Below are 24,089 nucleotides of genomic sequence, written 5' to 3'. Positions count from 1 at the left end.
TAAATGGCAGGTAAACCTGTTTATGAATTTGTTACCAGTTACGGCAGAGGGATCAGCATCACCAGCTTCAACCCGCTATTTTCGGCCGGGTTAAACGTCAGTTGCCGATAGCGCAGCTCCCCCTGTTGCAAATGGGTAAACACACGCTCGCCTCCTTCTCTTGCCAGCACGTCCTGCTGTTTCCACCAGTGGTTAAAGGCCTCACTGTTGTGCGTCATGTTGCGTACGAAAGCGCGCATTTCTTCGGTGTTCTGATGGTGACTGGTTTCGGCCCGAAATTCGGCGACCACGCGTCGTGCACGGTCGTCCCAGTCGCTGACCAGGGTTTTGGCCAACGGATGGAAAAACATAAAGTGCAGCAGGTTGGGGGTAGCGGCCTGGCCCAGCCAACCGCTGAACAGGCTTTCCGCCTGCGGGTTCCAGGCAACGACATTCCAGGTGATATCCAGCAGGTAGCAGGGCACCGTTACCTGGTGAACGCTTTGCAACACGGCGCTGTTCGCCGTTTCCTGATGATGCTCCTGTTCGGGATCGGCCACGCGCGCCAGGGTAAACAGGTAGTGACGTTCGGCTGCCCCCAGGCGTAGCGCTTTGGCAATGCGTGCCAGCGTATGGGGGGAGATGGAAACTTCGCGTCCCTGTTCGATCCAGGTATACCAAGTGGCGCTGATACCGCTGATTTGGGCCAGTTCTTCACGGCGCAGGCCGCTGGTGCGACGGCGTGGGGCGCTGGGTAAACCCAGCATTTCCGGTGTGATGCGTTCCCGGTGCGCGCGCAGGAAGGCACCCAGGGCTTTAGGGCCGGACAAGGCTTCTGATTGCATAGACTGGTACCTCCTGATACTAGGATAACTGCTTATATTGTACCCGTATAATAAGCCGATTATAGTCATTAAAAGCCATCCGGCACAGGCGAAAGCCATACAATAAAGGGAGCACCTATGAGCATCAGCAATAGCCATAAAAATGCGGTCGACCGTCAGTTTGGTGAGCAGGCCAGCGCCTATCTGACCAGCGCAGTGCATGCACAGGGAAAGGATTTACAGCGGCTGGCACGACTGTTGGAAGCCGATACCAACGCCAAATTACTGGATCTGGGGTGTGGCGCGGGGCATGCCAGCTTTACCGCGGCAGCCAAAGTGGCGCAGGTGGTGGCCTATGATTTATCGGCGCAGATGCTGGCAGTGGTCAGCCAGGCGGCAGCGGATAAAGGCTTCAACAACATTCAGGTGCAGCAGGGCGTGGCAGAATCGCTGCCGTTTGACGATGCCAGCTTTGATGTGGTGATCAGCCGTTACTCGGCGCACCACTGGCATGACGTGGGGCAGTCGCTGCGCGAAGTTCGGCGGGTATTGAAACCGGGTGGCAGGGCCATCTTTATGGATGTGGTTGCACCGGGGCATCCGTTGTTGGATATCTATCTGCAAACCGTTGAGGTGCTGCGCGATACATCACATGTGCGCAATTACGCACCAGGTGAATGGTTGAGTTTGCTGACAGAGTCTGGATTGTTGGTTCGGGAGGTGACGTCGGATCGGCTTTATCTGGAGTTCAGCAGTTGGGTGGAGCGGATGCGTACGCCGGAGCATTTTGTTACCGCTATCCGTGCTTATCAGCAGGGGGTTTCTGAAGAAGTGATGCAGCATTTTGCCATCGAGCCGGACGGAACATTCACCAGCGACATTATGATGTTTGAGGCCGTCAGAGGCTAAATAATTCAGGGCAGCCGATATACCCCTCATTCTCCCGATGGCAATCGGAAATTCATGGGATATAGCGGCTGCCCTGACAGACTATTAGCGGGCAGAAATTACTTCTTGTCTTCCAGCAGGCAGCGATAAATCAGGCCGCCAATAACACCGCCCACTAATGGCACCAGCCAGAATACCCAAAGCTGTTGCAATGCCCAGGTTCCCTGGAATATTGCCACGGCGGTACTACGCGCCGGGTTAACAGAAGTATTGGTTACCGGAATACTGATCAGGTGAATCAGGGTTAACGTCAAACCAATCGCCAATGGAGCAAAGCCGGCAGGCGCACGTTTATCTGTTACACCGTGAATAACGATCAGGAAGAATGCGGTCAGTACCAACTCAATTACGATAGCGGATTGCAGAGAATAGCCGCCCGGTGAGTGTTCACCGTAACCGTTGGAGGCAAAGCCGCCGCCGGTAGCGTCAAAACCAGCCTTGCCGCTGGCGATCAAATACAACACCGCCGCTGCAGCAATCCCGCCAATAACCTGAGCAATCACATAGGGGATCACGTCTTTAGCGGCGAAACGGCCGCCGGCAAATAATCCTACGGTAATGGCCGGGTTAAAGTGCCCGCCAGAAATATGGCCAACGGCGTAAGCCATGGTGACCACGGTCAGACCAAAAGCGAGCGCGACACCAAGAAAACCAATACCCAGCTGTGGAAATGCTGCTGCTAATACTGCGCTACCACAACCACCGAACACCAACCAAAATGTGCCAAAAAATTCGGCAAAAAGTCGCTTTGACATAGACTCCATCCTACGGAAAATACTAACGGGCGTTAGCACTAAAAACTATAGAACACCTTTTTCAATTAATGCAGGTTTCTATCAGGATTATTCTTAATACAGCTTGAATAACGGCAGGTATTACATCCCCACCAATTAACTTTGTCTATGCGAACACGCCTATATTTCGAGGAACAGAGTGCGTTTGCTGATTTTTTTATCGCTGTTATAAGAATTCACCCTAAGCTTAAGCGATATAGGTATTTCTGGCGGAAAATAGCCACGATTAAATTCGATTTATCATATGATTTTTCCATTGGGTTTATCAGGGTTAATTGTTAATTCCTATTTGCTATATTTAATTTTTACGACAATTCATGGCATTAGGTCTGTCTGTCATCAAATCGTCATGCAGGACTAATACCTTAGCAAGCTGCCAACTTCATACCCTAAACTCTGAGCCATAACCATGAAAATAAAATCGGTTTCGCTGTTAATCAGTTCGTTGTTTCCTCTGTTCTCCTATGCTGCCACTGACGTTGAGGTGGCGCGCTATGTGGTCAGCTTTCCCGGTGGAGAACATGTGAGTTATCAAGGCGCATTCGCCAAGAATTTCCCACAGGGGTTGCCTGTAGGTATTGGTTCGGGCCTGGTATTCAATGGCCGTGAAGGCCAGGATCTGCTGTTGACCACCCTGACCGATCGCGGCCCCAACGCTGATGCGCCTGCGGTTGGGGAACAGGAAGCGAAAATCTTCGCCAACCCTGAGTTTGTTCCGTTGTTGATGGATATTCGCGTCGGCGGCGGCAAGGCGGTTGCCGGCAATGCACGTCCGTTGCATGACCAACAAGGGCCGATCAGCGGGTTGCCGCTGCCGGCGGGCCTGATTGGTTCCACCAACGAAGTGGCACTGAGCGATACGCTGAAAACCTTGCAGGGCAATCGCCGTGGGCTGGATACCGAAGGTATCACTGCGGATGGCAAGGGCGGTTACTGGCTGTGTGACGAATACGGCCCGTTCCTGATCCATATTGACAGCCAGGGAAAAATCCTTGCCAAATACGGTCCAACGCCGGAGCAGGGTGAGCAGTCGGTGGCGAGTGGGTTACCTAATATCATCAAGTGGCGTCAGCCGAATCGCGGCTTTGAAGGCATTACCCGGATGCCGGACGGACGGATTTTAGCGGCGGTGCAGAGCACGCTCGACGTTGAGGGCAAAAGCAAGAACAAGGCGCAGTTCACCCGGCTGGTCAGTTTTGATCCCGCCAGCGGTAAAACGGCGATGTACGGTTACCCGATCGATATCGACAGCTATAAAAAAGCCAAAGACGCCAAGGTCGGCGACATTGTGGCGGTCGATAACCAGCACATCCTGTTGGTTGAGCAGGGCAGCGACAAAGACAAGCAGATGATCAACAAGATCTACTTGGTTGACCTTAGCCAGGCAACCGACCTGACGGCTTTTGACGGCAAGGGCAAGGCGCTGGAATTTGATGATGCGAAAGATCTCGCGAAACGCGGTGTGAAGCTGGCACAGAAGCGCGAAGTGGTAGATCTGCGCAAATTGGGTTGGCAGCAGGAGAAAGTGGAAGGCTTGTCGTTGATCGACGATCGCACCTTAGCCGTCATCAACGATAATGACTTTGGCCTGCAGGCCAAGTTAGTGGACGCGCAGCCGAAGGCCAAGAAAATCGGCGATTATCAGTTGGATCAACAGGGTAAGCTGAACCTGGACGGCAAAACCGTGCCGACCCGTATCGAATTGCAGCCGCTGGAAAAACCGGAGTCGCTCAGCGAACTCTGGGTACTGACATTGCCGCAACCTCTGAAGTAAGCATGACGGCCGGGGGCGAGGCCCCCGGTCTTTCTTCCTTATATGCTATATGCTAGCGTCGCGGTTCGCCTGCGATGTTCTGCCACGCGAGATGCTTTCCCACACCGCCACTGCCACCATAATCAACGTGGTCAGGCCATTCACCATCAATAAATCGGTGAGATACGCAATCGGTGCCAGCACCGCCAGCGCGATCAGCCCCAGCAAATGCGACAGCGGGAAGCGGCGATACACCAGCCGCTTGTACAGCGCATTGGCGAGCAGATAAATCGCCGGGCCCAGCAGCAGCACCGCTGCCGTCACGTTAGTGATGTGGCCGTCAGGGTGGGCGATCACCAGTTCATTGGCGACGGCGCAGACGATGATCGCACCCACCAGAACCACATGGACATAATGGAAATAGGCGCCCAACTGGCCTGGGTTTTCGGCCTGACTGATGGCATGGCTACCGGCTTTGCTGCTGGTATCGAAATACACCCACCACATCGCCAGACTGCCGAGAAAGGCCACCAGCGAGGCAATCAGCACCGGTGCCGTCCAGGACTCCATTTCGCTGAGCGTGGAGCCAGTGATCAGAATGGTTTCCCCCAGCGCCACGATCACAAACAGTTGACAGCGTTCTGCCAGGTGATGGCCTTCAATCGTCCACTCGCTGCTGCTGTCGGAGCGGCCAAGCACCGGCAAGCGGAAACCGAACATCGGTGAAACGTATTCGCATAACACCGCCACGGCCCACAGCAGCAGTCGATGGTTGCCCTCCGTCAGGCCGCCGAGGATCCAGAATACCGCCGAGATGCACATCCAGCCGAGAATGCGGCGGAAGTTTTGTTTTAGCGGATGCTGAGCCGGTAACAGATTCAGGACTACCAGTGAGCGGCCAACCTGGATTGCCACGTAAAATAGAGCGAACATCAGTCCGCGCTCACCAAATGCCTGCGGCAGCGCGGATGAGGCGAACAGCCCCAGCAGCATGATGGCGAACAGCAGGAGGCGAATAGGGCGAGTATCCGGGTTAAACCAGTTGGTAACCCAGGCGGTGTATTGCCATGCCAGCCAGACGGCGAACCATAACAACAGGGTTTCCAGCGCGCCGGTCAACGTCAGGTGATGCAGCAAATAGTGGGAAAGTTGGGTAACGGCAAAAACGTAGATTAGATCGAACAGCAGTTCCGAAAACGAAACCGAGGCACCATGGCCATCGCGTACACGTAGCAAGGTTTGTGACATAGAGAGTCCTTCCAAAAGGGTAACCTTCAGCAATAGCGTAGTTCAGCCGCCCGGCTATGGATGATAAATCTTAAAAACGAGATTTTTATCTTTCTGTGACCAAACTGACTTTTCATTGTCATCTGCCGGGGGTATTGTTGGTCTCTCCTCTAGGAACAATCTTCGCCAAGACATATCCGCACGCACCTTCTCCTTATTTTCGTCACAATGATTGATGTTCTTTACATTGCATTACGTCTGCTTTCATTGTCTGGCCGATAATTAACTCCACTGATACGACAAAATAAACAAAAACACCTGGAGTTAATCATGAAACTATTAACTGGCATCGCAGCAGTTCTGTTGGCAGCCGCTTCGTTCTCTTCCTTTGCAGCGCCGCTGTCATCAGTAAAACAGGTCAGCACCGAGCAAGCCAGTGGCCTGCAGAGCCTTGGCGTAGTGTCGGTTTCCGGTGTTAGCGGTTCACCGGGTGACGCGGTTCACGCGCTGAAAGAAAAAGCTCAGGCGGATGGCGCCAGCCATCTGCGTATTATTGGGCTGGACACCCCGGGGGATTCCAGCAACTGGCGTGGTAATGCGGAAATCTACCGGTAATTATCAGGCAGTAAATTAAAATCGGTCACTTTAATAGGTGGCCGATAAAATAAACGGTTGTGGATAATAATCTGACCGGTAATGTCGTTATAGGCTTACCCGATGATCATTATCACAGCCGTTTTTTTTGCCGGTTGTCAGTTGCATTTTATTACAACTGCGTCGGTGGTTTTAGGACTCATGTTAATGAATGCTTAAGGAATTGAGTTCAGATTGGTGGCTACTCAACTTAAGGAGGCCCCAATGTTAAATGCGACCCGGCTGCAACTGAAGAACCACTTTTCCTATCTCCAGCAGTTTATGGCTTCGCCACGCACCATTGGCACTCTGGCGCCTTCTTCCCCCTGGCTGTGTCAGGCGATGCTCAATCAGATTGAATGGACAGCGGCATTGTCGATCGCGGAACTGGGGGCGGCGGACGGCGTTTTGACCAAGCGTATCTTGGGGCGCATGCGGGCCGATGCCTCACTGGACGCTTTTGAAATTCAACCCAATTTTGTCCATCAATTGCGGAAAATTGACGATCGCCGCCTGCAGGTGATGGACCGGTCGGCGGAACAGATGGCTCGCGATTATGACGTGGTGTTCTCCTGCCTGCCGCTGTTGTCAATTCCGCTTAAAATCAGCATTCGTATTTTGCAGCAGGCACAGCAATGCTTGCGTGCAAACAACGGGACATTGGTGTTGTTCCAGTACAGCCACCTGTCAGAAAAATTGCTGTCCCGTTATTTTCACTGGAAACGACTGCGGGTGGTGCGTAACTTCCCGCCGGCGCTGGTGTATATCTGCACGCCACGTTAACTAAAGCCTTTTTTCCATCACCACTACCTGGCCATCATATTGCTGCCGGCGTTCGATGGTTTGCCAGCCCCAGCCGGTATACAGCGACTCTGATTTGTCGGTAATCAGGTGCAATACGGAGTGGTTGCGTTGGCGTGCCAGTTGGACGATGGCGGCCTCCAGGCGCTGTGCAATGCCCTGACGGCGATGGTCAGGGTGAACAAACACTCCAGCCAGCCAGGGAGAAAGGTCCATCCGGTGATGATCGTCACTTGGCCACAGGCTGGCCATGCCCAGCGGGCGTTCGTCCTCAATCATCAACAAGGTGGTGTAGTCTTCACTCGGTTGCGCACATTGAGCAAAGCGTTGACGCGTGCGTTCCAGTGTACCGCCGCGCTGCGAACCCCATTGGCCAAAGGCCCATGCGGCACAAACGTCGCTGAACTGTGGGCACTCGGTCAGTGGAATGATCTGTTGAGTCATCTCCGCACCTCCTTTATCTGCAAATCTGGCGCTCTGTTATCGGATTATCGACCGATTTTTTAACTTAATAAAACCGTATTTATAGCGGTTTTGCACGCATCAGTGACGAAACTGCGTAATTCAGCGGATTTGACCCGCTCTTTGTCTGTTGTGATTGAAAGTGCTAATGAGAGTGATTATCATGCGCGCATATTTTGACTGATCCGGCTCACTGATGCGCAATTCCCTCATTTTTATTCTGCTTTCCCTGCTGCTCGGCTTTTTTGGCGTTCAGGCAAAAATGGTCACTGACATTACGGGGCGTCAGGTTGAGGTACCGGATAATCCGCAGCGTATCGTGCTGGGCGAGAGCCGCATGTTGTATACCCTGGCGCTGCTCGAGCCGGGAAACCCCGCCCAACGTATCGTTGGCTGGCCGGAAGATATGGCGCGTTTCGATGCGCAAAGCTGGCAACTCTATACGCAGAAATTTCCGCAGATCAAAGCGATCCCCTCTATCAGCAAGGGTAATTTCCGCCAGGTAAATATTGAAAACCTGATCCGCTTGAAGCCGGACTTAGTGATCCTCGCGCGCTATGCGCGGGAAGAGGGTGACAGTGATTTATTGCTGAGTGCGTTGAACAAGGCCGGAATTGCGGTGATCTACGTCGATTTACGGGTCGATCTGCTGCATAACACCGTGCCTAGCGTCCGCCTGTTGGGCGAAGTGCTTAACCGCCAGGCGCGCGCAGAGCAGTTCATCAACTTCTATCAACAGCATATGGCGGTGATCCAGCAGCGGCTGGCCGGTTATCAGGGGCCGAAACCCAAGGTGATGTTGCACCTGCACCTCGGGCGGCGCGAAACCTGCTGCACCACGGCGGCCCATGGCAACCTCGGTGATTTACTGGCCTTTGCCGGCGGCGACAATATTGCCAACGCCAGCATCAAAGGCGTTTACGGTGAGCTGAACCCGGAAACCATTCTGACCGCCAATCCCGATATCTACATCGCCACCGGTATGGCCGGGCCGCAGGGCAAGCATTTTTCCGATCTGCGCCTTGGGCCGCAGGTCACCCAGCAGGAAGCCGATGAGAGCTTTAGCCGGGTGATGGAAAAACAGCCCATGCTCGCCAATCTGAAAGCAATAAAAAATCATCAGGCCTGGAGCCTCTGGCACAACTTTTATCTCAGCCCCTATCACGTGGTGGCGGTTGAGATGTTCGCCAAAACTTTCTATCCGGATCTGTTTGCAGACATCAACCCGCAGCAGACCTTTAAGCAGTTATATCAACAATTTTTGCCGTTACCTTTTTCAGGGACCTATTGGAGTCAGTTAAATAATGAATAACACCCAACGTGGCTGGTGGTGTGCACTGCCTCTGGCGGCCTGTGCATCGGCACCGGCGATCGCTGCCGACAAAACCGCAGACAAGGGTGAAACCCTGGTGGTGGTCGGGCAAAAACAGACCGACGGTGTGCAAAGCTATCAGCCGCTGACCAGTGTGACCGGCACCCGCAGCGAAACCAGCCTGTTGAACGTGCCGCAGGCTATCGACGTGGTGCCGCAGCAGGTGATTAGCGATCAGGCGGTCAGCAGCCTGGATGAGGCGCTGTATAATGTCAGCGGCATCACCCAGGCGAATACGTTGGGGGGAACCCAGGACGCGGTGATGAAGCGTGGCTTTGGCGATAACCGCGACGGCTCAATTCTGCGTGACGGCGTGCGCTCGGTGCAGGCGCGCAACTTTACTCCAACCACCGAACGGGTTGAGGTACTGAAAGGCCCGGCCTCAATGCTGTACGGCATGGGTGAACCGGGCGGGATGATCAATATGATCACCAAAAAGCCGCAGTTGCAGCAGCACACCCATGTGGAAGGCTGGGGCAGCAGCTTCAAGGGCGGTGGCGGCCAACTGGACGTTACCGGGCCGCTGGGGACTTCAGGTTTTGCCTATCGGATGATTGTCGATCACGACGAGACCGATTACTGGCGCAACTTTGGCCGTAACCGTCAGACGGTGATCGCGCCGTCGCTGATGTGGTATGGCGAGAGCACCACGGTGCGCGTTGCCTACGAGCATATGGAGTATTTGGTGCCGTTCGATCGCGGTACCATCATTGATTCACGTACTGGCAAACCGGTGAATACGCCGCGCGATCGTCGCTTCGACGAAGGCTACAACGCCACGCGTGGCGATCAGGACAGCGTTACCCTGCAGGTCGATCAAGTATTGAACGAGAGCTGGAAAAGCTCGCTGACCTACGCCTACAGCCGCAACAGCTACAGCGACAACCAGGCGCGTGCGCTGGCTTTGGATCCTGAAACCGGCGTGCTGTCGCGGCAGGCCGACTCTACTGCCCATGCCGTTAGCCATGCCAACGCGGTGCAACTAACGCTCAACGGTGACGTCGACTGGGGCAGTATCAATCACCAGATGCTGTTCGGCTTTGATTTTGAAGATAATCGCACCTACCGCGGCGATATGATCCGCGGCAAGAAGAACAGTGATTTCAATATTTACCATCCTGTTTATGGCCAGATGCCTACTTCGAACGCCGTCAGTGCCAAAGACAGCGATCAGCGTGAAAACCTCACCAGCTACGGCTGGTTTATGCAGGACTCCGTGCAACTGACCGATAAATGGCTGGTGATGGGCGGATTGCGCTACGACGCTTTTGACGTGTTTGCCGGCAAGGGGCGGCCGTTTGTGACCAATACCGACAGCTCCGACGGCAAACTGGTGCCGCGTGCCGGGGTGGTCTACAAGCTGACGCCGTATGTATCGCTGTACAGCAGCTACACCGAGTCTTTCAAGCCGAACTCTTCCATCGCCAGCCAGATTGGTTCGTTGCCTCCGGAACAAGGCAAGGCCTGGGAAGTGGGCAGCAAGGTTGAATTACCCAACGGGGTAACCGGTACCCTGGCCTTGTTCGATATCACCAAACGCAACGTAATGGTCAGCGAGCTGGTGAATGGCGAAACCGTGACCCGCACCGCCGGGCGCGTGCGCTCGCAGGGTGTGGAGCTGGATGTCGCAGGCAATATTACCGACTCGCTGAGCCTGATCGGTTCTTATGCCTATACCGATGCGCGGGTGGTGGATGATCCTGACAACAAGGGCAAGGAAATGACCAACGTGGCGCGCCACACGGCTTCACTGTTCCTGACGCAGGATTTGGGTTCCCCAGGGCTATACAGCGGGGACAACGTGCGCATGGGGGCCGGTGCGCGTTATGTGGGCCGCCGCCCAGGCGATGCTGCCAACAGTTTTAATCTCGATAACTACACCGTCGCCGATGCCTTCGCCGCTTACACCATGCCGGTCAATGGCTACCGGGTGAAATGGCAGTTGAACGTGAAGAACCTGTTCGACAAAACCTATTATCCTTCCAGCGGCGGCAATTTGCGTGTGGCGGTGGGGGAACCACGAGAAGTGGTGCTGCGTGCCAGCGTCGACTTCTAATTTGGCTGGCCGGAAAGCATGTCCGGCGGCGGGTATCTGCCGTCGGATAAATCTGGTTAAATAGCCGGCCTGTTGTTAAGGAGAATCCGATGAGCCTGAAGATCCGTTTGGCGCAACTGCAGGATATTGCTCAACTGATCGCCGTCGAACGGTCGGCTGCGCAGTTATTTCATCAACAACCGGCCTGGGCTTTTATTGCCGAAGGCCCGGTGATGGATGCACGGCAGCATACTGATTTTATTCAGCAGCGGCAGGAATGGCTGGCGGAAAGCACCGCAGGTGAGACGGTCGGGTTTATCGCGGTGACGGCGCAACAGCAGGATTGGCATATCGCCGAACTGTCGGTTGCCGCCCACTGGCAACGTCAGGGCATTGGACGTCGGTTGATTGCCGAGGTTGCAGCACAGGCCAGGTTGCAGGGCGCGCAGCGCATGACGCTGACCACCTTTATTGAGGTGCCTTGGAATGCCCCCTATTACCAACGGCTGGGGTTCCGGCCGATAGCCCCTGAGCGGCTCAGTGCATCATTGAGCTCCCGGTTGGCGCAAGAGGTGGCGGAGGGCTTTGCCGTCGGCAGTCGCTGTGCCATGGAATTTACACTATCGTAAATATTGAAATACAGGATGATGGCGGTATGATGCAGCAACCACGCCATCGCAGGATCAGCTTGCCGAGTTTTGGCGAGCAAATGCACTCAAGTCACCGTATAAGGGACAACCCGTAATGACACAAACCATTTTCATGGTAGGCGCGCGCGGAGCCGGTAAAACCACGGTGGGCAGCGCACTGGCGCTGGCACTGGGTTATCAATTCATCGATACCGATCTGTTTATGCAGCAGACCACGCAGATGAGCGTGGCGGAAATGGTCGAACAAGAAGGTTGGCTGGGATTTCGTCGCCGTGAAAGCATTGCTCTGCAAACGGTTACTCAACCGTCAACTGTAGTTGCCACTGGCGGTGGCGCGATCCTGGCGGAAGAGAACCGTCGCTTTATGCGTCAGCACGGCACGGTCATTTACCTGCGCTCTCCTGCCGAAGTGTTGGCACAGCGGCTGGAAGAGTATCCGCAAGACACGCAGCGCCCTACGCTGACTGGCCGCCCGATTGCCGAAGAGATGCTGGAAGTGCTGGCCGCGCGCGAAGCGCTGTATCAGGAAGCCGCGCATTACGTGATGGACGGTACCGGCGACCCGCAGCAGGTGGTGGAGCAGATCCTCGCCGCTTTGCGACCAGAAACGGTAAAATAAGGTCTCAGTGAGTTTTCTCTTGGGGCACCGTCAATTGCGCCTGACGACTGCCTCGTTTTTCTCTCGAAAATGAGTCTCGCGCTGAACAAAATACAATCCCGGAGTGGTGCCAAAACGCTGACGGAAAGCGGCAATATAGGCACTGACATTGTCATAACCGCACTCGGCGGCGATCCGGTTGACGGCTTCACCGCGTGATAGCGGCTCCAGCGAACGGATCACCCGAGCTTGCTGTCGCCAGCGGGCGAACGTCATGCCGGTTTCGTTGATAAAACGCCGGCTCAGGGTGCGTATGCTCAACCCTGCCCAGGCGGCCCACTCACTCTGTGTTCGGTTATCAGCAGGTTCGTTCAGCAGCGCACGCGCAATTTTCAACAACCGTGCATCCTGCGGTAGCGGCAGTTGCAGCGGTGTATTTTCCTGCATGCGTACCTCATCCCGTAATACCTGTAATAGCCGCCGTTGCGGCGCGTTCAACCTTTGGCCTGCGAATTGTGCAAGGCGTTCCACCAACGCTTGAATCAACCCAGAGGCGGTGCTTAGGTGTGGTTGTTCCGGTAGCCCGCTACAGTAAGGTTCCGGCAGATACAAACTCCAGCCTGCAACGTTACCGCACGCCAGCGCCTGATGTGCGCAATGGGGTGGCAGCCAGCCGATACTGCCGGCGGTCATTGCCCATTGTTGCTCCTGAGTTTCCAACGCAATCATGCCGTGGGTTAATAAATAGAGCTGTCCGCGGGTATGTTGATGCCAGGGCGTTAAGTGTTTTTTCTCATGCCAAAGTCGTGCGCTTTGCAGGATCATCAGGATTGGCCGTTTTGCGGTATATAAAGTCCATGTACGGTTATTATGCCATTCTCTGTCTGATTTATGCTCTGCTCATCATTCAACTTTTGGAGAAAAATGATGAGTCTGAAAACCCCAACTGCCATTGTGCTCGAGGCCCTGCAACGGGTCGTCGCGGCACCACAACACCAGCCGCTGCTGATCGCTGCGTTTTTCAGTGAAGATTACCTCCAGCAGGTGGATGGCAACACGCTGAATTACGCCCATTTTATGCAGCATATGGCGTTACTGAAACAACTCACCCGCAGCATGACGCTGGAGATAGTCGCGGTGGCCGGGCAGGGGGATTCGGTACTGACCCACCACCAGGTTCGGGTGGAAAAGCGTGACGGAGGCCGTAGCCTGGTTAAGGTGCTGGCACATTTCACCGTGCGTGACGGCAAGATCTGCGCCTGCGATGAGCTGACGCAGCTGCTGGAAGGCGAACATGGCGATCGCGATTTGGGGTCGCGCGTGTCGGTATAAATAGCGCTGCTATACTTAACCCTGTGGAATCAAACGGGAGATCAGCATGCGCGAAAATGACCGACCTGGCTATCCGAGAACCGCCCGAGTGGTCGCCGTTGACCGGGGCGATCCAAGCTTGCATATGCACCGTTTTGAGGTGCGCACCGATGACATTGAGCCCAATACGCTACTCAGTGAGCATCCAACCGAGCAGGAAGCGCTCGATGCCAAGCATCGTTACGAAGATCCGGCGCTGGAAGATTAAATACTATCCCTCTGAAACCGGCGTCAGGCCGGTTTCTTTATTCATTCCGCTTACGGCTTTAATTACCTCACGCGATAACGATAAATTAGCATGACATGCTGATTTATACCTCTACGCTCGAATAACTGCGTGATAATAGGTCTATTTCATCCGCGTTCGCCGTTGCATTTAATTTAGCAAAGCATCATCCGCTGCTATTAATCGGCGGGATAAAAAATAAACTGCTTGACGATAAGTTGTCCGAGTTTTAGTTTCTAATTATCAAACAGGAACTGAGTTCCATATAGTGGAACAAGGCGTGCGATGACAACTCTGGAAAATGCTGCTGCGGTATTAAAGTTATTTTCACAACAGCGAATGATGCACGGCCAGGCCGGTATTTCATTCAGTGATGTGGTGAGTCAATTGGCGCTGCCAAAAAGCACCGCCTCTCGCCTGTTACAGACCATGGAAAATGAGGGCATGCTGGAGCGAGATCCTGACAGCAAGCTGTATAAAATCGGTCGTTTGCTGCTATCGGTCTCCAGCCACTATTTATCGTCGCCGTTGGTCGACAGCGTGGCGGCCAGTATGGTGCAGCTCAGCCAACAGACCAACTGCACGGGTTACGTTTCGGTGCTGGAGGCGCAGGAAATCATGGTGATGCGCATGTTCCCCGGTCGCCATTTTCTCCAGGTGGTGACGCCGGCGGGCAGCCGCTCACCGGTGGCGGAAACCTCGGTAGGCCGGGCGATACTGGCGCGTGACAGTGATGAGCAGGTGACAGCGCGTTTTGCCTCAGGCTACCGCGCGGCTTCACCCAATGCTCCGCAAACGCTGGAGGAATTGTTGAGTAAGCTGGCACGGGTTCGCCAGCAGGGCTGGTCTCTGGCGCGTAACGAGACGCTGCAGGGCATCAGTTCGTTGGCGACCACGGTGACCAACAAACACCGCAATGAGACGGTCGGTCTGTGCTTGTCTTTTCCTACGCAGGCAGAAGAACAGCCATTTTCACCCGGTGTGCTGGAAGCATTAATGACAGTATCCCGGCAATTGGCGGAAAAACTCGGTGATGATTATTGGCAACAGATCAAATAACACACCGCAACAATCTGCCAGTAACTGATAATTAACGAAAACTAACACCAGGGAATTTCTTAATTATCTATCTTGGATTTATGGGCAATAAATACTTAATGGCACTCACAGTTCCAATATTCGGAACTGTGAGTGCCGCCTCATGCCGAAATTAACGTTGCCAGACGCCAGGGAATATTCAGGGAAATTAAAACTATGAAACCAAATAGCAGCATAAATCCTTTGAAAGATATCGGTACTCTGCTGGTGATGGTGCTGCTGTCCATCGTCGGCGCGATTATCGGCGTGCAGTTGATCACTACGCTGGGTGTGACGCCCAACACGTCGATTATTGGCGCGTTGCTCGCCATGTTGTTGGCGCGCATTCCACTGCAAATGTTCCAGCGTTACCGCTCGGTACATACGCAAAACCTGGCACAAACGGTGATCTCTTCCGCCACTTTTGGCGCTGCCAACTCACTGCTGATGCCGATTGCCGTGCCTTATGTGATGGGGCAACCACAGCTGATCCTGCCAATGTTTTGCGGGGTGGCGGCTGCGATGTTGCTCGACGCCTACCTGCTGTATCGCATGTTCGACACCAAAATCTTTCCTGCGGCCAATGCCTGGCCACCGGGCGTCGCGGCGGCGGAAGCCATTAAGGCCGGTGACCGGGGCGGTAAACAAGCCTGGCTGCTGGTGGTGGGGGTAGCGGTCGGTGTCGCCGGTTCGATGCTTAAAATCCCGATGGCGGCCTTCGGCACTGCGTTTATTGGCAATATCTGGGCCTTGGGCATGTTTGGTGTCGGCCTGTTGTTGCGAGCCTACGCTGAACCCATGGCAGGTTTTGATATCAATGCACATTTCATTCCTCACGGAGTGATGGTCGGCGCCGGGCTGGTGGCGTTGATCCAGGTGGTTCAGGTGATCCGCAGCAAGCGCGCGGACACCGGCGGTTATAGTCAGGCCGACAGTGAAGTGCGCAAAGCGCTGGGGTTGGGCGCGGTGGGCTATATCGTTATTGCCGCACTGCTGGCGTTGGCCGGTGGGCTGTACAGCGAAATGTCGCTGGGCATGCTGGTGCTGTTTGTGATTTACGCCGCGTTTGCCGCCTTTGTGCATGAACTTATCGTCGGCATCGCCGCGATGCACTCCGGCTGGTTCCCGGCTTTTGCGGTGGCGCTGATTACGTTGATTATCGGCATCCTGATTGGTTTCCCACCGCTGGCGCTGTGTGTGCTGACCGGGTTTACCGCGGCTACCGGCCCGGCGTTTGCCGATATGGGCTTTGATCTGAAAGCCGGCTTCATTCTGCGCGGCTACGGCAAAGATCTGCAACAGGAGCTGTTGGGCCGCCGCATTCAGCTATTTGCCGCGCTGATCGCCTTTGTCATCGCCATCCCGGTGGTGTACTTCGCTTATACCAGCTACTTCCTGCAGGACCTGATCCCACCGGTGGCGCGAGTGTACGCCAAAACCATCGAGGCGGGGGCACAGCCCGGCATTGCCTACAGTCTGCTTATCTGGGCGGTGCCCGGTGCCATCGTGCAGTTGATTGGCGGGCCCAAGCGTCAGCTCGGCGTGCTGTTGGCCACCGGTCTGTTAATCAACAACGCGTTGGCAGGTTGGGCGGTGATCGTCGGTATCGCGCTGCGCATCCTGATTATTCGCCGTTGGGGTGACAAGGGGCGCACGCCGATGGAAATCATGGCGGCCGGTTTTATCGCCGGTGACGCGCTGTACAGCTTTTTCAATTCCATTTTTTCCAGCAAAGGGAAATAACCCACCCGGTTAAATTGTGAGGTCAGCCGATTATGAGTTTGCAACAAACGCTGCAGGTTTTTGAATTAATTGATAATGCTTATGTGAACGGTCAGCAGGTGGTCGATCTATTCACGTCCTATCCCGGTATCCGCGCCAGCACGCTGCGTGCCAGCGGGCCGAAGGGGGCGACCGACTTCGTGCGCATTGAGATCCCCGGCAGCGCCGGTAAAAGTCAGGGTGGGGATGCACCGACGTTGGGCATTATCGGCCGCTTGGGCGGTATTGGTGCGCGGCCAACGCGTATTGGCCTGGTGTCCGACGGTGACGGGGCGATAGCCGCGATTGCCAGTGCGCTGAAGCTGGCGGAAATGCAGCGCAAGGGCGATGTATTGGCGGGCGATGTGATCATCACCACCCATATTTGTCCTGATGCGCCAACCCGTCCGCACGACCCGGTCGACTTTATGGATTCGCCGATCGACGACGTGACGATGAACGATAATGAAGTGGTGCCGGAGGCCGATGCGATTTTGTCCATCGACACCACCAAGGGCAACCGCATCATCAACCACAAAGGTTATGCGTTGTCACCGACGGTGAAAGAAGGCTACATCCTGCGGGTGGCAGAAGATCTGCTGCGGATTATGGAGATGACCAGCGGCCGCCCGGCGGTGACCTTCCCGATCACCACCCAGGACATTACTCTTTACGGCAACGGGGTACACCATCTGAACAGCATTCTGCAACCCTCCACCGCAACGTCTGCGCCGGTGGTCGGTGTGGCAATCTGCACCGAGTCAGTCGTGCCGGGCTGCGGTACCGGCGCCAGCCATGAAGTGGATATTGCGCTAACCGTCAAGTTTGCGGTGGAAGTGGCGAAAGAGTTTGGGCGCGGTAGCTGTCATTTTTATCAAGCCGATGAGTACGCGCAGTTGCTGGCGCTGTACGGCAGCCTGAGTCACCTGCAAAAAAGGAAATAACCGAATGAATGCCTCATTTGCCACGCTGACTATTGGTCAGGCACCGCGCAACGACATTATGCCGTTGCTGTCTGCCTATCTGCCTGCGGAACAGGTGAGGCATGTCGGGTTGCTGGACGGGCTGAATGCCAGCCAGATTGACGAGCGTTATACACCGCAGGCCGGAGAGAAGGTGCTGGTTTCACGCCTGCTGGACGGTACACAGGTGAGATTGGCGGCAACACGGGTCGAGCAGGGGTTGCAGCAGAAAATCAATGAGTTGGAGGCGGAGGGCTGTGAGGTGATCCTGCTGTTGTGCACCGGAGAGTTTGGCCAGTTGCATGCACAACAGGCGCTGTTGCTGGAGCCGGACCGCATTATTCCACCGCTGATTTCTGCCATTGTCAGCCAACATCGGGTCGGCATTGTGGTGCCGGTGGCGGAGCAAATCAGCCAGCAGGCGGGCAAGTGGCAGTTACTGGCGACGCCCCCCTGTTTTGCCGTCGCCAGCCCTTATTTGGCGGATGACGCGGTGCTGGAGTTGGCCGCATGCGAGTTACAGCGGCAGGGCGCGCAGGTGGTGGTGCTCGACTGCATTGGTTATCACCGGCAGCATCGTGATTTCCTGCAGGCACGGCTTGAAATACCGGTGCTGTTGTCCAATGCGCTGGTGGCCAAGCTGGCCGCTGAGCTAATTGACTGATTAAAAAGCCAATAAAATCTCATATGGCGGTCTGTCAGGGGCCGCGCTGCGCGCTTTTGGGCGTGGGCCCAGAACGGCAGGCTGAAGGTCAACCGCTCGGCAGCGTTTTACTCTGCGCCACGATCGCATTTCGCGAGAAAAACCAGTGACAGATCAACCGCAATCCCCCAATATGGATTTCCCATAAAGTTGATTACGCGGGTGACAGTTATGCTGAAAGTGAACGAGTATTTTGCTGGAAAAGTGAAGTCTATCGGTTTCGATAGTAGCAGCATCGGTCTTACCAGCGTCGGTGTTATGGAAGAGGGTGAATACACCTTCAGCACTGCCCAGCCGGAAGAAATGACCGTGATTACCGGAGCGTTGAGAGTGTTGCTGCCGGGCTCGCCGGACTGGCAGGTGTTTACGCCAGGGGAGAAATTCTTCGTACCGGCCCACAGTGAGTTCAACCTGCAAGTGGCCGACGCGACCGCCTATCTGTGCCGTTATTTAAGTAAGTAATCCATCCCCTTCTTACTTGAAGCTGCAGCGTTGTTGGCCGCGTGCACTCACCCCAGTCACTTACTTGAGTAAGCTCCTGGGGATTCCCGCACTTGCCGCCTAGCTGCAACTCCAATTAATTTGGGTATGCGATGTGTTTAGCAAAGGCGCAATAGTTTGCGCCTTTGGCGATTAACGCTGAGCTTCGCCACCCAGAGCTTCGATGGTGTTCTTGATCAACGCCGCCAGTTCACTGGTCATCAGGATAAAGTCGGCGTCAAAACGCTGGGCAAAGTCGTCACGATCGATATCGTCGTTCTGCTCGCGCAGCGTATCGGCGAACTTCAAACGCTTCAGTGAACCGTCGTCTGCCAGCACCAGCTGAATGCGCTCCTGCCAGTCCACCGCCAGCTTGGTCACCAGCTTGCCGGCTTCGATATGCACCGCAATCTCATCGCTGATCAGGTTCTGTTTCTTGCAACGGATCACGCCGCCGTCTTCCAGAATCGCCTTCAGCTCCGCTTCGTCCTGAATGATAAAGCCGGCCGGCAGTTCACCGGAACGTACCCATTCGGTCAGCGTCAGTTCGATCGGGCTTTCCATGGTCAAGGGCACTACCGGCAGTGAACCCAGGCTTTTGCGCAGCAGCGCCAGAGTGTCTTCCGCGCGTTTGGCGCTGGCGGCATCAACCATAATCAGGTCGTTAACCGTGTCGATCCACATAAAAGTCTGGTTAAAGCGGCTGAAGGCGCGCGGCAACAGGCTATGCAGCACTTCGTCTTTCAGCGCGTCTTTCTCGGTTTTCTTCAGCTTGCGGTGCTGTTCACCTTCCAGGCGTTCAATCTTGGCCTGCAACTCTTGTTTGATGACCGGCGACGGCAGGATTTTTTCTTCCTTGCGCGCGCAGATAACGATCTGGCCGTTAACCGCGTGTGTCAGTGACTCGCTGTGGGAACCCATTGGAGAAACCCAGCCGGTTTTCGCCATGTCCTGGCTGCCGCACGGGGTGAAAGCAAAAGCGCTGAGTTGTTTTTCCATTTCATCCGCGTTTAACGCCACTTCGCGGCTCAAACGGTAAACCATCAAATTCTTAAACCACAGCATAATGTTATCCCTGGCTGGGCGTGCATCTGGCACGCTTATTCATCAAAAGCAGGGCGGCATAATAACGAATCAGGGGCGAAAAATCGCCTCATTCCCTCCGAATTGCGTCAGCGGCCGCGTTTGAGCGGCGTGCCCGTTGCAGTGCCAACGCCAGTTGCCGCTGGCTGAAAGGCTTGCGCAGCAGTTCCACATTGGGCAGCGTGTCTTCGTGGTGGCGACGTATATCCTGGCCGCTGATCAGCAGCGCGGTAAGGCGCGGATTAATCTCTCGGGCCAGCCCAATCACCTGCACGCCGTCCAGTTCGCCCGGCAGCATCAGGTCACTTATCAGAACCCCAATATCCGGCGTCTGACGCAGTAGCGCCAATGCCTCACTGCTGTCCGCGCAGTCCAGCGTCAGGTAGCCGAGCTGATGCAGGTGTTCGCACAGCGTATGACGCACGTCATTTTCATCTTCCAGCACCAACACCAGGCTGTCGGTGCCGTCGCTTTCTTCGAGTGGTTGGGGCACCGCTTGCGCGACTGCCGGTGCCGGGGCGCGCGGCAGTTGCAGACGCACCAGAGTGCCTTCGCCCGGTGCGGTTTCAATCTGCACCCGGCCGCCTGACTGGCGAACAAAGCCGTAAACCATCGACAGCCCCAGACCGCTGCCGCTGCCCACCGCCTTGGTGGTAAAGAATGGCTCGAACACCTGCGTTTTTACTTCCTCCGACATGCCGCAGCCGGTGTCGATCACCTCCAGCGTCACCATGTCCTGTTTCTTGCCACCGCTGCGTACCACACGTTGGTTGTAGATGCGGATCTTAACCACGCCGCTACGGCCTTCCATGGCATCCCGGGCGTTGACCACCAGATTGATCAGCGCGTTCTCCAACTGATTGGCATCGACCCACGCCGGCCAGCCGGACCGCTGAGACTCAATGCTTAGCGACAACGTCGTGGGCAGTGAATGGCGCAGCAACTCCTGCAGGTTTTCTACCAGCGTCTGTAGCTGGATGGCCTGCGGATGCAACGCCTGTTTACGCGAAAATGCCAGCAGCCGCTGGGTAAGCTGCGCGCCGCGTTCGGCGGCCTTCAGCGCCCGGGCAATGCGCTGTTCGGTTTGGGCGTCCTGGGTTTGTTGGGTGGTCAGTTCCAGGCTGCCGATAATCACCGCCAGCAGGTTGTTAAAATCATGCGCCAGGCCGCCGGTGAGTTGACCGACCGCCTTCATTTTCTGGCTGTGCAGCAGCGCTTCTTCCAGTGCTTTACGCTCGGTGCGCTCCAGCACCACGTTAACTACGCCGCGATTGGGCACCGGGCTGAAGCGCAGTTCGACGGTGCGACCATCGCTCAGGCGCAGTTCCTGCGGCTGCGGCAGTTCACTGGACAGGTTGGCCAGCACTGCCTCCCAACGCTGACCCGCCGGGGGCGTCACGTGTTGCAGTAATTCGCGGTAGTGCTGGCCACGGTGCAACTGGTGTTCGTTTAGCCCCAGCAGCAGCGGATATTGCGGGTTCCACACCACCAGTTGGCCGTCGTTATCAAACAGTGCAAAGCCGTCGCGCATTGCCAGAAAGGTGGTTTCCAACTGGGTGCTTTTTTCTTTCAACAGGCGTGAGGTCTGTTCCAGTGAGGCGGTGTTGCGCGCAAAGACGTTGAATGCCCGCGCCAACTCGCCCAGTTCGTCACGGCGTTGCAGTGCCGGTACGCTGACCTCACGCTCACCCCGTGCCAATCGCGTCATGGCACCGGCGATTGCCGTCAGGTTCGATCCGAGATTGCGGTAGATATACCACCCGGCAAAACCGGTAATCACCAGTGCCAGCAGGGCGAACAGGCCGATAAACCAACTGATGGAGCTGAGCTCACGATGGGTTTGATGGGTGCGCAGCTCCGATTCGTCCGCCACCTTCTGCACGTAAAGATTGATGTCGTCGTTGAGCATCGCCACCAAGGCTTTGATATGGTAGGTGTAATAGGCCAGCGCCAGATCGCTTTGCTCCAGTTCCAGCGTTTCGGGCAGCAGGCGTTGCTCGCTGTCGCGAAACTGGCGCATTTTCTCGTCGACCAGGGCATCCGGGCTGTGCTGCGGCCAGTAGGCCATCACGCTGTCGAGTTGCTGGGCGGCGGCCTTGGGCGTCGGGGTTTGAATGGCGATCGCCAGCAGTCGGTCGATCTGGCTTAGCAGCGGCAGCGATGGCTGGCCCAGATTGTTACGCTGATTGAGGTTGGCGATATGCCGCAGCGTGCTCTGCGCCTGATACAGCCCACTGAGCAGGATATTGCGTTGCAGATGCCGCGCGTGGCCGAGATCCAGCATGCGGGTCACGCTGGTTTCCAACGCGTTGCTGCGGCTGATGATGCGTTGAACCAGCTCCGGCTCGCTATGTGCCAGCGGAGCAGCCGCCAGTCGGCCCAGAGAGGCCTGCAGCGCCAGCTGGGTTTGCTTGAGCCGGGCTGACTCGCTCTGATACTCCAGCGCGCCCACCACCTGCGAGAGTCGAATGGCGGCGGTCGCCACATTCGAGGTATCCCGACTCAGCGCCATGCTGCCGTTCATCTCATTTAGCGTTTGCGCCTGAACCTGTTCCTGCAGCTTGCCCGCATGGTTAAAACCGACGATCGCCACACCGCTGACCATCAGCGTCACCGCCACCACCAACAGGTTGAACATCAGCAGGCGCCCACGTGCACCGGCAAGGAAAGGCAGTCTGCGCATTGGATCCCCCGTAACTGATTGTCCGCATTATAAATCCCCGTCCCATTAACAATATGACAAAGATGAACGGCCGCTGACATTTTGCATTTATTTATGCGTGGTTTACTGCACTTAATCCGAACCGCAACCCGAGGTATGACGATGAGCGCGACCCCGATTCTGGAAATGCACAACATCGCCAAGAGTTTTGGTCAGTTTTACGCGCTGAAGGGCGTCAACCTGACGGTTTATAGCGGTGAGATCCACGCGCTGATGGGTGAAAACGGCGCGGGTAAAAGCACCTTAATGAAAATATTGGCCGGCGCTTATATCGCCAGCAGCGGGGAAATTTTTATCGATGGGCAGCCGTTTGCCATTAAAGGGCCAAAAGATGCCCTGGCGGCGGGCATCACGCTGATTTACCAGGAAATGAATCTGGCACCGAATCTGACGGTGGCGGAGAACATTTTTCTGGGCAGCGAGATCCAGCGCGGCGGCCTGGTGAAGCGTCAGCAGATGTTGCTGGAGGCACAGAAGGTGATCGATCGTTTGGGCGCGCAGTTCAGCGCCGGCGATCGGGTGATGAAATTAACCATTGCCGAGCAGCAACAGGTGGAAATCGCCCGCGCGTTGCACCGCAACAGCCGCATCCTGGTGATGGACGAACCGACGGCGGCGCTTTCTTCGCGTGAGACGCATCGGCTGTTTGAATTGATTAAACGTCTGCGCGATGAGGGGATGGCGATCATTTACATCAGCCACCGCATGGCGGAAGTCTACGAACTATCGGATCGCGTTAGCGTGCTGCGCGACGGCCAGTACGTCGGCAGCCTGATGCGCGACAAACTGTCTGCCAGCGAGTTGGTGCGCATGATGGTGGGCCGCCCACTGAGCGATTTATTCAACAAGGAACAGGGCATTGCGGTGGGCGAACCGCGCCTGACGCTGCATGGCCTGACCGACGGCAAGAAAGTAAAACCGGTCAGCCTGCAGGTGCGTGCCGGTGAAATTGTCGGCCTTGCCGGGCTGGTGGGGGCTGGCCGTTCCGAGCTGGCGCAGCTGATTTTCGGCGTGCGCAAGTCCAGCGGCGGTACGGTGGAAATTGACGGTAAGCCAGTCAATATCCATTCACCGCGTGACGCCATTGCGCTGGGCATTGGTTTTCTCACCGAAAACCGCAAAGAACAGGGCCTGTTTCTCGATCTGGCGGCGCATGAAAATATCGTTATGGCGACGCTGGAACGCGACGGCCGTTATGGCCTGCTGAATCGGCGCAAGGCGCAGCGTATTTCCAGCGACGCCATAGGCCTGCTGAATATCCGCGTGCCACATGCTCAGGTACGGGCCGGTGGGCTGTCCGGCGGCAACCAACAGAAGCTGCTGATTTCACGTTGGGTGGCGATCGGCCCACGCATTCTGATCCTCGATGAGCCGACACGTGGCGTTGACGTCGGCGCCAAAAGCGAAATTTATCGCATTATGAGTCAGATGGCGCAGCAGGGAGTGGCGATCCTGATGATCTCCAGTGAACTGCCCGAGGTGGTTGGCATGAGTGACCGGGTTTATGTGATGCACGAAGGCAGTATTGCCGGGGAATTGAGCGGCGCAGAGATCAGCCAGGAGAGCATCATGACGCTGGCCACCGGCGTCGAACCCGTCCTGGAGGCGGCCAGCCATGAATAATTCTA

The 24,089-nt window shown here is 55.8% G+C and carries 23 protein-coding genes; 16 read left to right on the top strand and 7 right to left on the bottom strand.

Annotated features, from left to right (window positions below):
• Positions 1–38 precede the first annotated feature (38 nt).
• Positions 39–824, bottom strand: a complete 786-nt coding sequence (locus FCL49_RS09910; RefSeq protein WP_174353362.1) for a helix-turn-helix transcriptional regulator — start codon at positions 822–824, stop codon at positions 39–41.
• A gap of 117 nt (positions 825–941) precedes the next feature.
• Here FCL49_RS09910 and FCL49_RS09905 point away from each other — a divergent pair, with 117 nt between their 5' ends.
• Positions 942–1,712 (top strand): class I SAM-dependent methyltransferase, encoded by a 771-nt coding sequence (locus FCL49_RS09905; protein ID WP_174353361.1) that lies wholly within the window; start codon positions 942–944, stop codon positions 1,710–1,712.
• A gap of 98 nt (positions 1,713–1,810) precedes the next feature.
• Here the strand turns inward: FCL49_RS09905 and aqpZ are convergent, their stop codons facing one another.
• Positions 1,811–2,506, bottom strand: a complete 696-nt coding sequence (gene aqpZ, locus FCL49_RS09900) for an aquaporin Z (RefSeq protein ID WP_174353360.1) — start codon at positions 2,504–2,506, stop codon at positions 1,811–1,813.
• Between the two features lie 448 nt (positions 2,507–2,954).
• Between aqpZ and FCL49_RS09895 the strand changes: the two genes are divergently transcribed.
• On the top strand, positions 2,955–4,319 hold the full coding sequence (locus tag FCL49_RS09895; protein WP_174353359.1) for an esterase-like activity of phytase family protein: 1,365 nt from the start codon (positions 2,955–2,957) through the stop codon (positions 4,317–4,319).
• Positions 4,320–4,364: 45 nt separating this feature from the next.
• Here the strand turns inward: FCL49_RS09895 and FCL49_RS09890 are convergent, their stop codons facing one another.
• Positions 4,365–5,546, bottom strand: coding sequence for a low temperature requirement protein A (locus FCL49_RS09890; protein ID WP_174353358.1), 1,182 nt, complete (start codon positions 5,544–5,546; stop codon positions 4,365–4,367).
• A 309-nt stretch (positions 5,547–5,855) separates the two neighbouring features.
• Between FCL49_RS09890 and FCL49_RS09885 the strand changes: the two genes are divergently transcribed.
• Positions 5,856–6,140, top strand: a complete 285-nt coding sequence (locus FCL49_RS09885; RefSeq protein WP_135315333.1) for a DUF1471 domain-containing protein — start codon at positions 5,856–5,858, stop codon at positions 6,138–6,140.
• A gap of 243 nt (positions 6,141–6,383) precedes the next feature.
• Positions 6,384–6,941, top strand: coding sequence for a class I SAM-dependent methyltransferase (locus FCL49_RS09880; protein ID WP_174353357.1), 558 nt, complete (start codon positions 6,384–6,386; stop codon positions 6,939–6,941).
• Here FCL49_RS09880 and FCL49_RS09875 read toward each other — a convergent pair whose 3' ends face one another.
• Positions 6,942–7,403: a GNAT family N-acetyltransferase gene (locus tag FCL49_RS09875; protein WP_174353356.1), complete on the bottom strand. Its 462-nt coding sequence runs from the start codon at positions 7,401–7,403 to the stop codon at positions 6,942–6,944.
• Positions 7,404–7,617: 214 nt separating this feature from the next.
• Between FCL49_RS09875 and FCL49_RS09870 the strand changes: the two genes are divergently transcribed.
• The 4 genes from FCL49_RS09870 (at position 7,618) to aroL (ending at position 12,097) form a co-directional block, all read left to right on the top strand.
• Positions 7,618–8,733 (top strand): ABC transporter substrate-binding protein, encoded by a 1,116-nt coding sequence (locus FCL49_RS09870; RefSeq protein ID WP_174353355.1) that lies wholly within the window; start codon positions 7,618–7,620, stop codon positions 8,731–8,733.
• A complete protein-coding gene (locus FCL49_RS09865) occupies positions 8,726–10,849 on the top strand; it encodes a TonB-dependent siderophore receptor (RefSeq protein ID WP_174353354.1) in 2,124 nt (707 codons plus the stop codon). The genes FCL49_RS09870 and FCL49_RS09865 overlap by 8 nt, the downstream gene beginning before the upstream one ends.
• A gap of 89 nt (positions 10,850–10,938) precedes the next feature.
• Positions 10,939–11,457, top strand: a complete 519-nt coding sequence (locus FCL49_RS09860; RefSeq protein ID WP_174353353.1) for a GNAT family N-acetyltransferase — start codon at positions 10,939–10,941, stop codon at positions 11,455–11,457.
• 115 nt (positions 11,458–11,572) lie between these two features.
• Positions 11,573–12,097 carry a shikimate kinase AroL gene (gene aroL / locus FCL49_RS09855; RefSeq protein WP_174353352.1) on the top strand — a complete coding sequence of 175 codons (525 nt, stop codon included), beginning with the start codon at positions 11,573–11,575 and terminating at the stop codon, positions 12,095–12,097.
• 30 nt (positions 12,098–12,127) lie between these two features.
• On the opposite strand, the gene FCL49_RS09850 is transcribed toward aroL, so the two are convergent.
• Positions 12,128–12,901, bottom strand: coding sequence for a helix-turn-helix domain-containing protein (locus FCL49_RS09850; protein WP_409976905.1), 774 nt, complete (start codon positions 12,899–12,901; stop codon positions 12,128–12,130).
• Positions 12,902–13,003: 102 nt separating this feature from the next.
• Between FCL49_RS09850 and FCL49_RS09845 the strand changes: the two genes are divergently transcribed.
• The 7 genes from FCL49_RS09845 to ppnP all read left to right on the top strand — a co-directional run bounded on the left by FCL49_RS09845 (position 13,004) and on the right by ppnP (position 18,638).
• Positions 13,004–13,408, top strand: coding sequence for a nuclear transport factor 2 family protein (locus FCL49_RS09845; protein WP_174353507.1), 405 nt, complete (start codon positions 13,004–13,006; stop codon positions 13,406–13,408).
• A 46-nt stretch (positions 13,409–13,454) separates the two neighbouring features.
• The gene (locus FCL49_RS09840) at positions 13,455–13,655 is read left to right on the top strand and encodes a YaiA family protein (RefSeq protein ID WP_037423273.1); all 201 of its coding nucleotides are present in this window, start codon (positions 13,455–13,457) and stop codon (positions 13,653–13,655) included.
• A 303-nt stretch (positions 13,656–13,958) separates the two neighbouring features.
• Complete coding sequence (locus FCL49_RS09835) at positions 13,959–14,732, top strand: IclR family transcriptional regulator (RefSeq protein WP_174353351.1); 774 nt, start codon at positions 13,959–13,961, stop codon at positions 14,730–14,732.
• Between the two features lie 195 nt (positions 14,733–14,927).
• Positions 14,928–16,493: an OPT/YSL family transporter gene (locus FCL49_RS09830; RefSeq protein WP_174353350.1), complete on the top strand. Its 1,566-nt coding sequence runs from the start codon at positions 14,928–14,930 to the stop codon at positions 16,491–16,493.
• Positions 16,494–16,525: 32 nt separating this feature from the next.
• Positions 16,526–17,455 (top strand): DUF1177 domain-containing protein, encoded by a 930-nt coding sequence (locus FCL49_RS09825; protein ID WP_174353349.1) that lies wholly within the window; start codon positions 16,526–16,528, stop codon positions 17,453–17,455.
• 4 nt (positions 17,456–17,459) lie between these two features.
• Positions 17,460–18,137: an AroM family protein gene (locus FCL49_RS09820; RefSeq protein WP_174353348.1), complete on the top strand. Its 678-nt coding sequence runs from the start codon at positions 17,460–17,462 to the stop codon at positions 18,135–18,137.
• A 210-nt stretch (positions 18,138–18,347) separates the two neighbouring features.
• A complete protein-coding gene (gene ppnP, locus FCL49_RS09815; RefSeq protein ID WP_174353347.1) occupies positions 18,348–18,638 on the top strand; it encodes a pyrimidine/purine nucleoside phosphorylase in 291 nt (96 codons plus the stop codon).
• A 171-nt stretch (positions 18,639–18,809) separates the two neighbouring features.
• On the opposite strand, the gene rdgC is transcribed toward ppnP, so the two are convergent.
• The gene (gene rdgC, locus FCL49_RS09810; RefSeq protein WP_012005468.1) at positions 18,810–19,721 is read right to left on the bottom strand and encodes a recombination-associated protein RdgC; all 912 of its coding nucleotides are present in this window, start codon (positions 19,719–19,721) and stop codon (positions 18,810–18,812) included.
• Positions 19,722–19,809: 88 nt separating this feature from the next.
• A complete protein-coding gene (locus tag FCL49_RS09805) occupies positions 19,810–22,422 on the bottom strand; it encodes an ATP-binding protein (RefSeq protein WP_174353346.1) in 2,613 nt (870 codons plus the stop codon).
• A gap of 141 nt (positions 22,423–22,563) precedes the next feature.
• Here FCL49_RS09805 and FCL49_RS09800 point away from each other — a divergent pair, with 141 nt between their 5' ends.
• A complete protein-coding gene (locus FCL49_RS09800) occupies positions 22,564–24,084 on the top strand; it encodes a sugar ABC transporter ATP-binding protein (protein WP_174353345.1) in 1,521 nt (506 codons plus the stop codon).
• Positions 24,085–24,089: the final 5 nt, after the last annotated feature.

This window comes from Serratia proteamaculans (assembly GCF_013337185.1).
Taxonomy (GTDB): domain Bacteria; phylum Pseudomonadota; class Gammaproteobacteria; order Enterobacterales; family Enterobacteriaceae; genus Serratia; species Serratia proteamaculans_D.
This window is presented reverse-complemented; position numbering and strand designations above follow the sequence as displayed.